This is a genomic window from Natronococcus sp. A-GB1 (assembly GCF_029688845.1).
Taxonomy (GTDB): Archaea; Halobacteriota; Halobacteria; order Halobacteriales; family Natrialbaceae; genus Natronococcus.
On record NZ_JARUKW010000038.1, the window covers coordinates 1 to 11651 of the forward strand.

Consider the following 11651-nt stretch of genomic DNA (forward strand, 5'->3'; position numbering starts at 1 on the left):
ATATTTCCTCCCTGGCTTCGGTTTCCTTCCTCGCTACTGGCAGCTACGACCGAGATCTTTCCGTGGCTTGATTCACTGACTGCGTGCATTGATCGACCGAAATTGAATTGAACAGGTCCAGTGTAAGATTCAGTAACCGGCGAGTCGAAAGTCATGCTTTCACCGAATAATCGAACGTCAGTTGCAACTGCGAGGAAAGCATCCTCCTCACTCATGCTTGGGCCATCCTCCTCCATGAGTGGTTCCATTTCGTCGTGGATCACTGCATATCGATCGTTTTTGTCATCACGACCGACCTCACCCGAAGCCTTAATGAGAATTGTTTCTCCCTGCCGGTCAAGATAGTCCCGAACAACACGTTTCAATCGAACGTCGGTTACAATTGCTTCACCGGTAAAATCGTCAATACGAGGGCGGTTTTCCTCGGTTAGTGGGTTCCCATTCGGGTTTGTATCGACTGCGTCATAGAGGAAGACGATCTCACTACGGTTATCAACACTATCCCCATCAACACTGGTCTGATTATGGTCGTTCATTAGTGGTTAAAGGATGTCTGCTGGTCGTCCTGTGATATAGCAGGATAGTCGGTGTCGGTCGCCATAGGTTGAGACGATTCATTAGCGGAAGCGGAGGCATTTTTGTGCTGTTCATAATTCTCACGCGCTTGTCGCCTGATGTTTGGTCCCACATTCACTCCAAGAACATAATGATAGCGAATTTCCGCAATAGTGGCCTGCCAGCCGTCGTTTTGGCCAGCAAGAATAGCCTCGTGAAATAATTGTTCTGCGTCAGTCCAAGGAAGTCCATCTCGGCCCACCTGAGTATGATAGACTTTTGCTTTAGCCCAAATATCGGTTTGCCATTTGATTAGCGTCTCGGTGGTCAGCTGATTGATGTCTCGTGATTGGACGAACGTCCGGTTGAGTCCTCGGTGGACCTGCCAATTCGAGAGTTGAGCGGCAACTGCCCCGAGAACGAATCCGGCAGTCCGTCCTGGTGACCGTTCGATACTGGGATGTGCAGCGATGAAAGCCTCGAGACCGGCTCCGAAGCTGGTATAGGAGTCATCAATTGGTTGTCTGTTCATGGATGTGGCTGAGTCGATGTCGGTCCGTGTATCTCGAATGATTCCCTGGGCAAAAGCAAATTGCAAGAAACCATACGTGGCTGCAAGATGAAATCCGTCATACGGATAATCAGTATCTGTTCCGAGGCGGTCTCGATATCGGGCGCGAACTTCGCGCAAAAGCACTGAAACAACCTCTGAGTAGTCAAGAATCCCTGCAGTGAGTAACTGTTCAGTGTATTCCACCCACGGCGTTTCATCGCCAATGTATTCTCCTCGAGAATCACTACCACGGACCCCAGCAAGGAGCCAGAATAGCCATTGACCGGAGAACACTTGCTGTTCGGATGGTGGATTTGGATGAGGGAGTAACCCTTGCTCGAAGACGGCATCCGTCCGATAGAAATCCTGGAGACCTGTCTGTATTGCGGTGACTTGGTCGACTCTCAACCCATCGATCCATGCAATTCCATGGGTCTTGGTCAGATCACGGGTTACATAACTCAATGCAAGTCGAAGTGAGTCAGGCTGATCACCCGCATCCGTCGACTTTCGATACTGCTCCCATGCCGCTGAAAGCGGACGAGAGGGCTCAGTTCCGGTACCAATATCGCTACTTCCGGATTCAGTGTTGGTATCATCGTTGGTCAGCTGGAAGCGAGCAGTCCGAATTAGTTGCTTGAGTTGCTCATCAGCATGGGGCATTGGAAGTGCATAAGGAATGATACGACACCGGATTCCGGGGGGACCGTAATCCTGCACTTCAAGGAACCGGTCCGATGCGACATCGATTGCTGTTATACAATCAAGACACAGTGGTCGATGTCGCCATGCATTAGAACTATTTACGCCTGGGAACGGCCACTGCTGCTTGACTGTATACTGTTCGCCCATTTTTGCCCCCAATCCAAAACATTCGGTTTCCTCATCACAAACACTGCAACGACCGTATCCATAGCTGTTCTTTGCAGTGGATTTGGTTCGTAGATCGTCCGCTGCCCAGCATTTCATACCTTCGTTGTAGGCGGGTATCTCACCAACGAAGCGCTCTATCCCGTTTTCAGTGAGGGAGAGTGTGAGTAACGCTCGGTACTCAACCCGCTCGGAGAAGGCTTTCAATTCATCCTCAATCTGTTCAGAAGGGGATCCAGTCTCATCTTGAAGAAGGTCTCGAATGCCAGCTATTTCTGGGACTGAGAGCAACTCGTCACTAAGGATCGTCCCGTCGAACCACTTGACAAGCGCTAAAAACCGTTCGTTAGCAGGTCTTGTTTCAGTTAGACGCTTGGTGACACTATTGTCTGTTTTTCCTGAAGAGTAGACATATCCGTATCTGTTTGCTGTCTCCTCAGGTGTTTCTTCTGGATCGCGGATTTGGATGCCGAGATACTCAATACGATCATCAATCCGCTCAAATTGAAGGACGACAATTGAACGAATTTCTTTCTGGCTGCCGGAAATCGGGCTCGCCGTATAGTACGGTTGATACTGAGTAGTGTATTCGCTCTCAATAATTGCTTGGCCAATAGTTCGAAGTGCAGGTTGTAACATTGCTATTCAGAGCACCCATTGACGTCTACCTCACGGTTCATGAAGCCGAAGCCGAGCGCGTTCAATTCGCCGAGCCCGCAATCAAATGCGAGGTTTAACAACTTTCGATGGGGTCCACTCCGAATTTCATAATCAAAAGACCACTCACTTCCGATAAAGGTAACAGATTCATCATTGAACTCGAGTGGCTTTGCGACTGTGCGATTAAATGAGTATCCCGTAAAATAGGGCGGCTCTGGCGGGTCAGCGTCGAACACTAGCCGAAATTTGCGCTGGAGATTCTTGTGCAAGCACTCAAAGAACAATTCAGTGCCGTGCTCGGGTTGCCAGTAAGTTTTCTCGTACTTTGTCTCGACGTTATATTCTGATGCGCTATCTTGGTCAAATCGAATTATCAGCGGAGAGCCTGTAGTCAGAGTCCCCTGCTCCCCAAGCGGATTGTCGATCGAAAACGCTCGATCCACGCGAAAGGCCATCTCGTACAAATCCAGTTCCGGATTTTTGCAAAGATCTGATGCAATCGCTGTAATGAGGTCCTCATCTTGGCCAGCGAAAATGAATCGGCGAGTGTCTCCCTTAGTGGCGTTTCGAGGCGGGATTGGAGGAGAGTACGAAAAAAGCTTGATCCCTGTTTTCTCGTGCAAATCAGCATATACAGTATCCCGGAGACAATTATAGACTCGACTCTGGAGAGCACGATTGTAGGTATTGTCGTACTCAAAATCGCGGCGAGCAGTTGTCTCAATCATTACTCTCATGTTAATTGTAGCCGAGAAAACCCTGACACCGATACGATAAGGTTGAGACGAGGGTATTATTCATTCGTACCATATGCAATTATTCTCTTTGAGTTCTCTCTTGCGTTTCTCCGTATATAATGTATACTGCTGATCCAGTATATAAACCATGCATAGACTTGGCGATCCTTAGTGTGATAGTGTGTTCTGGACACTACGAATTTCAATTGAGATTGGTATAGCATTTCTCACCGTATGTTGTCAGTTCGGGATTACAGCATCAAAAGGAAGAACGAAGCTGGAATACCAAGTGGTACGTCTTAAACTTTATTCATCTTGATACCGAGCAAGAACAACAGATTGCAAGACCGCTTGGGTGCGTCTTGAACAAGCCATCGCCATCGGCAGCGATTCCGGGTAGAATATTGCAAGACCATATGGATACATCTGGAACAAGGAAACCTCTATTCGCGAAGATTATAACTTTGGGGATAGCTGCTGCGATAAAACCCTCATTGGACTACTCCAAATTCTACTATAACCTTAATAGACGCTCTATCGATATCTAACTGTGGAGCACGATGTACAACTCAATTCTGGTTCCCGTGGATGGGAGCGATGCAAGCAAACACGCGGTTAAGCATGCACTCGAGCTTGCCGCAGATGTCGATGCTTCGGTTCACATTTTGCACGTCGTGAGTTTGAACGAATCACGGAACGTTGACGTCCAGCGTATCGAACAGGGACAGTTGATCAACGACTTAGAGGTAACGGGCGACGAGATAATCGAAGAATCTCTTCCCACAGGAGATACGTCTCCTGTCTCACTTACTCAGAGCGTTATGTTTGGGCGACCTGATAGGAAGATATTGAAGCATATTCGTACAGAATCTCCAGATCTCGTCATTATGGGCTCACGAGGAAGGACCGGAGTCCAACGGATGATTCTCGGGAGTGTTGCTGAGAACGTCGCACGGCGGTCATCAGTTCCAGTCCAGTTAATACCGTAGCTAAGCCGATTGATTCCACCAGAACTATCCAGCCAAATCAGTTCTTCAAACAAATAGAGCTTCAGCGCAGGTGAAGTGGCGTCTGGTCGGCATGGCGGTCCAACTCGATCAGTTGCTGCTCGCGAAGCTCTTCTCGGGTTAGATCGCCGTCAATCAGTGCCTGAAGTTGCTGGACTAGACGCTGTCCAGCCAGCAGGTCATCGTGGCTGACGTACAGTGCGCCTTGCTCAAGGAAATCAAGGGCAAGTGTCCGGTCGTCTGTACGTAGCGTCACATCTGCCTCAAAGCTGGACGAGAGAAGGCGCCGCGAAACTGGCTCAGAGTCAATCGTTGAGACGATAAGTCGTGCATCGTTGACGTGCGCTTTCTCCCACGTATACTGTTCCATTGCGTCGCCGATGACAACCGCGTCGCAGTTGGTCATGACCGTCTCTCTGCGCGCTGGATCGTTCTCGATGACGACATATGGGTAATCGAGATCTTTACACGTCTCGACCAGCTTCCGTCCCTGCCGACCGTAGCCGACGACAATGACGTGATCAAAAAGCTCCGATGGCACGTTACTCCACTCGTCTATCCGTTTGTGCTGACCGGTAACGATACCGCGATCCGCAAGCGCTCTGTAGATTTCCTCGTCGTAGCGTTGTGTGAAACTCGAGGTCACCATCGTGATTGCCGCAGCGAGGATAACTGCGTCAAATACTGACTGGCTCAATGCACCAAGAAGAAGAGCCTCAATCGCGATAATCAGCGCGAATTCGCTAACCTGATCCGTGTTAATACTGGCCAGCGTCGCCGACCGGGCTTCATAACCCCGCCGGATCAGAAGTACTGTAGTTATCATGGGCTTGACTACCGAAGTCAGTAGCACGAGCCCACCGACGAGGAGGAGTTTATCGATCGATTCGGTCCACCCGAGCTCGACGAATGGAAGCACAACGAGTGCACCAATCGTCATGAAAAAGATCGCGACGAAGAAGTCACGGATTGATTGAAGCCCGTTAAATAGTCCGAGGTACTCGACCGGATCGTGACGGACCGCAAGTCCCGCTGCGAAGGCTCCGACAGCTATCGGGATCCCGGCGTACTCAGCTAAGACAACGAACACCGCAAGCAACGAGACGACCCCAAGAATCATGAGTTCGTCCGAATCACCACTGATCTCGCCGATGACATCGAATAGGTATCGGTTGACAAAGACGGCAAGGAAAAGCAACGCAAGTCCAGCTACCAGTGCCGTTGCTACGTAGTCGCTCTCAATTGCGCCGGCACCCAGAATGAGTACGATGATAATCGCAATCAGATCCTGAACAAAGTGGAGCGACATAGCCACCCGCCCACGAACGAGGCCCATGTTGATCTCCCGCTGCAATAGTGCGGTGCCGACGATCGTCGAAGAAAGCGCCGCAGCAATACCAAGGTAGACCGCTTCGGTCGGTGCTACACCAAGAGCAACCCCAAAGACGACTCCGAGTGAGCCGAGGATAAGAATCTGTCCGAACGCAATGAATTCTCCGTCAACGATCACCGTCTGAATAGCCTCGAGATCAACTCGGACGGCATACGTAAAGACGAGCAACGCAATGCCATACTGTGCGAGTTCGAGCACGAAATCTGGATCAATAAAGAACCCACCGATAATCCCCGCAAGTACGAAGAACGGTACAGTTGGCAGCGTGAGCCTGTTTGCAACAAGCAGAAGCGGCCCGACGAGAATGAAGAGGATCGAGACCGCTGTTAGTAGATCACTCATCGGTATTACCTCCAAGCTGGTCGTAAGTAGTAGGGAACGGCCTCGATGTCTTCAGCAGCTCAATATCGGTACGGGCTCGTTCAACGATCTCCTCCCGACCGTCCTCTTCGAGGTATGCTCGAAGATACTGCGTAAGTCTGTCGGCGGCGAGGTACGGAGTCATGATGACACAGTGAGCACCTCTGTCGTAGAGATCGTGTGCGTCCTCGACTCGTTCGGCCTCTACGAAGACGGTTGCATCGTCAACTTCCCGAAGTAGCGCCTTGTTCACCGCAGGTTCGACCGATGATGAGATAGCAAACTTCGCTTTCTTTACAGCCGCATCCTTACGGATTGTATCGTTTCGAAAGTCACCGTAGATGGTATCATACCCTTCTTGTTCCAGCGTTTCAATGTGCTCAACCGTGCGGTCAATCACGACAACATCCTCGTACTGATCCGCAAGTAGTGGAAGAGCATTTTTTGTCACATTATCGTAGCCAATGACGACTACGTGGTCGCTATACTCCTGTTTATCACCTTTAAACTCGCTGCCACTCGCCCATTTAGCGAGAGTCGATCGAAACCGGTCGAAAAGGGTGTGGTTGTACTCAATAAAGTATACTGAGACACCCATCGTGAAAATCGCAAGTAGCGTCATAAAGCCGAGTACCTCTGCGTCAATGAACCCACCTTCGTATGCGACGGCAGCGACGATAATGCCGAATTCACTAACCTGTATCATATTGATGCTGCCAAGAAACGTTGTCTCGAGACCGAAGCCCTGCCAGTCGATCAGATAAAAAAAGGCGAGGAATTTGATAGGCATTAGCACTATGGCGGCAATGATCGCTTCCTGCCAGTAGGCGAGTAGCTGAGTAGCCTGAAGATCGAGAGCGACCGAGACGAAAAACACCATGACGAACAGGTCAGTTAGTGGGTTGACCCGATCCTGAAGCTCTTTGCTATAAGGAAGCTGGGCAATGGCCAGCCCGGCCATGAACGCCCCCATCTCGATTGAAAGGTATGCTTCGATTCCCAAGGGCGCAAGAAAGAGATTGATGTTATCGGAGATGAAGACGAACAGGAACGCCCACGAAAGGGCAACGAGGAAGAACACTTCCTTGTTGTCGGCGATCCGCTGAAATACGATTGGCAGTATCGACTGGGATGCACCGATGGCCGCGATGGTGACGAGCGCGACAAGCACGAGAACAACGGCAAGCGTCGTTGCTACTTCGGTGAGGTCGTCCGGCTGTCCGGCAGCGAGCACTGCCAGGATAATGACGACGACGATATCCTGGACGAGCAAAACGCCCACGTCGATTTTGCCGTGTAACGATGTGGCTTCGTCCTTATCCGTGAGCATCTTGATGACGACAGCCGTTGAACTGTACATCACTGCGAGCCCAATCAGGAACGATTCAAGAAGAGAGAAGCCGAGCGCAAATGCAACTCCCAGACCAGCAAGGAAGATTGCAGCCATCTGTGGGAGTGAGATTCTGACGATCGGTGAGAGGATGTGTTGCACGTCCTCGAGACGCATTTTAATTCCAAGCAAAAACAATAGGAAAGCGAGCCCGAGATTAGAGAGTAATTCGGTGAGTTCGCTCACTTCGACAAGGTTGAGAACAGTTGGGCCGAGAACCACTCCCGCAAGGATGTAGGCGATGATTGTTGGTTGTCCCGTCTGCTTCGCGAGAAAACCAGCAAGTGTAGCACCGAAAATAATAATCGCGAGATCGACAGTGAGAGCGGCCTCCGAGATCATTGTTCAAAGCTTCTATTAACGCGGATTAATAGTTCCGGCTGCTCACCAACGTGAAGTACCCGTCTGGAGATTGTGCTGTGAGATGCAAACTGTGTACTCCCGTTTCCGGCTGTCACAGGCGAAACTTTAGCATTCACCCAACAGTCGATACCGTCGATCCGCGGGGATGCTCATTGGTTCTCGGTCGTTCCTGGAGATGATGTCTGGCGACTCCGCTTCAAGCTCAAACAATCGCTTGAGTCGCCGACAGCAGTGGCTGACGCCACGAATTCGCAGTCCACGTTCCCCTTCTGACAGTCTATCGGACGCCCTATGCGGCGACTACGACACGGATCCTATAGTCCAATAATCTGCGACTGGCTCGCGGGATCGTCTCCCTGGTCTACACACTTGGCCCACTGTACGCCGCTGCTCGAGGTCGAGGCTGTTGGAAACCGTTTTGATCTTGGATCACAACGACGTCGAACTTTGGATCGACGTTTCCGGAACTGACCGCTGCTGGTGATCTGGTTCGTACTACGTATCCTCGCGCTTGATGACCTCGGCGAAGGCTACGTTCTCCCGAACGTCGGTGATTTTAACTCTAACACGGTCTCCCTGTGCTGTCTCGGGAACAATGATCACGTATCCGCGTTCGACACGGGCAATGCCGTCGCCCTGTTCCCCCATGTCTTCGATCTCGACGCTTCGTGTTTCGCCTTCTGTAGCTGGCGGTCCGGGATGTGGTGACTTAGGATGCGATGATTCAGATAGATCCTGTTCTGACTTTGGTTGGTCGTCCGTAGTCGATGAAAGAGGCGAAGAGAGGGCTGCCCGATACACTTCCTCTAATTCAATATCTCCATCATCGAGTTCGCGTTTTGGGATTTCGATTACGTATGAGTCGTCTTGTTTTTCGATCTCTGCACTAAATATACACAGTAGTTTCTCAGAAATCTCCATGAGTATGGACTCTTCTCTAGTAGAAAGATGGGCAGCATCTTCAGTCCGGCGGATGAAACAGCCGAGTCTTGCCTGTATTGAGTATCGAGTTAGATAGTAGCCCTGACGTTTTGGTACTAACTACATCGACTTCCTCGTGGTTAGAATGAGAAGAGATGGCTCCAAAGGACGATTATTGCTATGAGTCAACTAGTATGGACGAGATAGTCCATTTGCAATCTCCACAATCAAATTTCTCTGTTGCTGGCCTTCGACTGAATTCTCGGAGGAGAGACGTGGACATTCGTAAAGTCCTAGTACACGGAATGTGCTGTATTATCTAATGACCTACGAACAGTTGGATACGGAGTTAGTGAATGAGCTACTGGGAGATGGCCGCGCCAGTCTGCGAAGTCTTGCCGAGGACCTCGATGTGTCGGTAACAACGGTCTCGAACCATCTTTCTGACCTCGAGGAGGAAGGCGTCATCCAAGGGTACACGCCGACCGTCGATTACGATGCTGCCGGGTACGACGTGACTGCTGTGATGCAGCTCAAAGCCGAAGGCAATGCACTCGGTGAAATCACAGAGACGCTGCGAGACCACGATCAGATGGTGTCCGTGTATGAGGTCACCGGCGACTACGACATCATTGCGATTGGCAAGTTCAAAGACACCGACGATATGAACGACCAGATCAAGGCACTGGTCACGGATCCCGACATCAAGCAGTCGAACACTAGTATCGTTCTCAATAGCGTTGCCGAGAACGAGCAGTTCGAACTCGAGACCGCAGCCGACAACTGAGGAGTAGGGTCGGCGACTATCAGGACTCTCCGAGTATTGGACCCTCTTTTGCTGATAGACGGATTTGGACGAGTCTCTCCCAGTACAAAGCTCGGTTCCGATCTGGCTTCTTGGCCCTTCTTTGCTCCTCGAACTGTATCCTGGAATAGGCATTCGATCGGTAGCCTCCGACTGGTTTAAGTTAGCGATGGATGTGGTTACGATATGTACGATCTGACCGCTTTCCAGCGTGATCTGCTCTATGTTGTTGCTGGCCTAGATGAACCGCATGGACTTGCGATCGAAGAGAAACTCGAGGAGTATTACGAAAAAAAGGTCCACCACGGTCGTCTGTATCCAAATCTAGACACGATCGTCGAGAAAGGGTTGATCGATAAGGGACAGCTCGATCGTCGGACGAACGTCTACTCCCTTACTCAGCGTGGACAGCGTGAACTCGAGGCTCGCAGCGAGTGGGAGGATCAATACATTGCCGAATTGGTTGATTGAGAACTCGTTGTGTGAGTGTTACAACGAGGGTTCCGCTAAATCCTCCGAATAGGGGAATCAGGTGTCACGGAAACCTCATTTCCGTGACGGTCTCTGACGAGTGTACACCAGACTATCTGTGCGATAGTGATCGCCAGTAAACTCGGCGACTGATCAGGAACAAATCGACGCCGCGGCAACGGGGATTGATATCATCAATCAATTCGATAACAAACGAATACCGTGTTACGCATAGTCGACTCGCATATCAACGCGTGTAGAAAGTGGAGAGCTATCCTACTACTGGCGTCTCACTACAACTGTGTCGGCGGCCAGGTCACCAACTCGCTGGTCTTTGTCGGTGAGGAGGATGAGTACAATTCCAATCAGATACGCGAAGGGAAGGGAATCAACAATGAGGAGTAGGTTTCGAAGTACCGATGCACCGATCGTACAATTAGAACCGTCTGATTTCACGACAACCAATCCAAGTGCATACTTGCCAGGCGTGTAGCCGTACATTCCTTCGAGGAAAAACACGTACACAAACGCAACAACTGAAATTATGAGACCTACTACTACAGTGACAGCATCTCCGAGAAACGATGCTGGTACCAGCAGCACAAGTGTTGCTAGCCCGAAGATGATACCATCGAGGAGGAACGCAGCAAATCGCCTGATCGTCGTTCCGCTTTCAGTATCCATTCGTGGAGTAGGATACTTAGGGATGTTCATTCAATTCAAACACAAGTTAATCTCTATACCATTCTGTAATGGTTCTTCCGAACCAGGTAAGGCCATTGGCTATACAATATTTGATATATCCAAGAATTAGTCTCGAGGAATGGATGAGAGAGATGAGGCCTTCGGACAGGATCGGTCGGGCTCCGAAAACTCATTAGTAAATGTTGATTTGACTGATGATGAGTATCATGTTGTCCAATCACTCATTTGACGTTTCCTGCCAGCAATGAGACACCCACAACGGAACGACTGTCCACACTGAAGTTTCAATCTATCTCGAGCGGTGGCGGTCTCATTCTCAATGAAAACGCCAACTACCGATACCGCCTATACCGCTCCTGTTGAATCTGCTCGAGGTGATATCGAACTGCCCAAATAGCCCAAATAAGAAGAACACCGGTCCCGACAACTACTTCTAACCGTATCAGTGGAGTATCATAGATTCTGGTTAGCACTACGACCAGCACGCACCATATTATAATAGCATAAAAAACTGTATTGAGAGAATTGGGGACCAGTCTAGCCCGAAGTGACATTATCCCCTATTTCATACTCTGCATAATAAATGGGCAGGATAATTTAGCGTACCGTAGACAATATTTGTATAGTACTGCTGAATGTGCATCATTCATGGTTCATTTTCAGCACGTTCTTGTTCCCATAGCAGAGGAGAAGGACGCACGTACGACATGCAATTCATTGCAGCCTTATCTCGAAGGGACAGAGCGCGTTACTGCAGTCCACGTTATCGAGAAGGGCAGTGGAGCACCAGATAAAGCACCACTTGAGAAACGCCGTGAAGATGCATCTGATTCCCTTGCCACTGTTGATGCTATACTTAGT

General features: G+C 50.0%; 10 protein-coding genes and 1 pseudogene. 4 read left to right on the forward strand and 7 right to left on the reverse strand.

Annotated features, from left to right (window positions below; translation table 11 throughout):
- The 3 genes from QA600_RS22350 to cas6 all read right to left on the reverse strand — a co-directional run.
- The coding region (locus QA600_RS22350) for a type I CRISPR-associated protein Cas7 (protein ID WP_278294143.1) at positions 1 to 536 on the reverse strand (536 nt) is incomplete at its 3' end.
- Complete coding sequence (locus QA600_RS22355; RefSeq protein ID WP_278294144.1) at positions 536 to 2617, reverse strand: TM1802 family CRISPR-associated protein; 2082 nt, start codon at positions 2615 to 2617, stop codon at positions 536 to 538. The genes QA600_RS22350 and QA600_RS22355, both read right to left, overlap by 1 nt.
- Positions 2618 to 2619: 2 nt before the next feature.
- Complete coding sequence (cas6, locus tag QA600_RS22360) at positions 2620 to 3366, reverse strand: CRISPR-associated endoribonuclease Cas6 (protein ID WP_278294146.1); 747 nt, start codon at positions 3364 to 3366, stop codon at positions 2620 to 2622.
- A 569-nt stretch (positions 3367 to 3935) separates the two neighbouring features.
- Here cas6 and QA600_RS22365 point away from each other — a divergent pair.
- Positions 3936 to 4364, forward strand: coding sequence for a universal stress protein (locus QA600_RS22365; RefSeq protein WP_278294147.1), 429 nt, complete (start codon positions 3936 to 3938; stop codon positions 4362 to 4364).
- Positions 4365 to 4425: 61 nt separating this feature from the next.
- Here QA600_RS22365 and QA600_RS22370 read toward each other — a convergent pair whose 3' ends face one another.
- The 3 genes from QA600_RS22370 to QA600_RS22380 form a co-directional block, all read right to left on the reverse strand.
- Positions 4426 to 6117 (reverse strand): cation:proton antiporter, encoded by a 1692-nt coding sequence (locus QA600_RS22370; protein WP_278294149.1) that lies wholly within the window; start codon positions 6115 to 6117, stop codon positions 4426 to 4428.
- Positions 6110 to 7867, reverse strand: a complete 1758-nt coding sequence (locus QA600_RS22375) for a cation:proton antiporter (protein ID WP_278294150.1) — start codon at positions 7865 to 7867, stop codon at positions 6110 to 6112. Before QA600_RS22375 ends, QA600_RS22370 begins: the two co-directional genes overlap by 8 nt.
- A 516-nt stretch (positions 7868 to 8383) precedes the next feature.
- Positions 8384 to 8809, reverse strand: a complete 426-nt coding sequence (locus QA600_RS22380; protein WP_278294151.1) for a TRAM domain-containing protein — start codon at positions 8807 to 8809, stop codon at positions 8384 to 8386.
- Between the two features lie 322 nt (positions 8810 to 9131).
- Here QA600_RS22380 and lrp point away from each other — a divergent pair, with 322 nt between their 5' ends.
- Together lrp and QA600_RS22390 are read left to right on the forward strand one after the other, a co-directional pair.
- Positions 9132 to 9596 carry an HTH-type transcriptional regulator Lrp gene (gene lrp, locus QA600_RS22385; RefSeq protein ID WP_278294152.1) on the forward strand — a complete coding sequence of 155 codons (465 nt, stop codon included), beginning with the start codon at positions 9132 to 9134 and terminating at the stop codon, positions 9594 to 9596.
- A gap of 204 nt (positions 9597 to 9800) precedes the next feature.
- On the forward strand, positions 9801 to 10085 hold the full coding sequence (locus QA600_RS22390; protein WP_278294153.1) for a PadR family transcriptional regulator: 285 nt from the start codon (positions 9801 to 9803) through the stop codon (positions 10083 to 10085).
- A gap of 279 nt (positions 10086 to 10364) precedes the next feature.
- Here QA600_RS22390 and QA600_RS22395 read toward each other — a convergent pair whose 3' ends face one another.
- Positions 10365 to 10799, reverse strand: a complete 435-nt coding sequence (locus QA600_RS22395) for an RDD family protein (RefSeq protein WP_278294154.1) — start codon at positions 10797 to 10799, stop codon at positions 10365 to 10367.
- A gap of 639 nt (positions 10800 to 11438) precedes the next feature.
- On the opposite strand from QA600_RS22395, the pseudogene QA600_RS22400 reads away from it, so the two are divergent.
- Positions 11439 to 11651 (forward strand): annotated as a pseudogene (locus QA600_RS22400) (universal stress protein); the annotation flags it as partial.

Bases quoted from the DNA above. Each gene is read 5' to 3' on its own strand.
- QA600_RS22355 (WP_278294144.1), bottom strand. From the start codon at position 2,617: ATGTTACAACCTGCACTTCGAACTATTGGCCAAGCAATTATTGAGAGC.
- cas6 (WP_278294146.1), bottom strand. From the start codon at position 3,366: ATGATTGAGACAACTGCTCGCCGCGATTTTGAGTACGACAATACCTAC.
- QA600_RS22365 (WP_278294147.1), top strand. From the start codon at position 3,936: ATGTACAACTCAATTCTGGTTCCCGTGGATGGGAGCGATGCAAGCAAA.
- QA600_RS22370 (WP_278294149.1), bottom strand. From the start codon at position 6,117: ATGAGTGATCTACTAACAGCGGTCTCGATCCTCTTCATTCTCGTCGGG.
- QA600_RS22375 (WP_278294150.1), bottom strand. From the start codon at position 7,867: ATGATCTCGGAGGCCGCTCTCACTGTCGATCTCGCGATTATTATTTTC.
- QA600_RS22380 (WP_278294151.1), bottom strand. From the start codon at position 8,809: ATGGAGATTTCTGAGAAACTACTGTGTATATTTAGTGCAGAGATCGAA.
- lrp (WP_278294152.1), top strand. From the start codon at position 9,132: ATGACCTACGAACAGTTGGATACGGAGTTAGTGAATGAGCTACTGGGA.
- QA600_RS22390 (WP_278294153.1), top strand. From the start codon at position 9,801: ATGTACGATCTGACCGCTTTCCAGCGTGATCTGCTCTATGTTGTTGCT.
- QA600_RS22395 (WP_278294154.1), bottom strand. From the start codon at position 10,799: ATGAACATCCCTAAGTATCCTACTCCACGAATGGATACTGAAAGCGGA.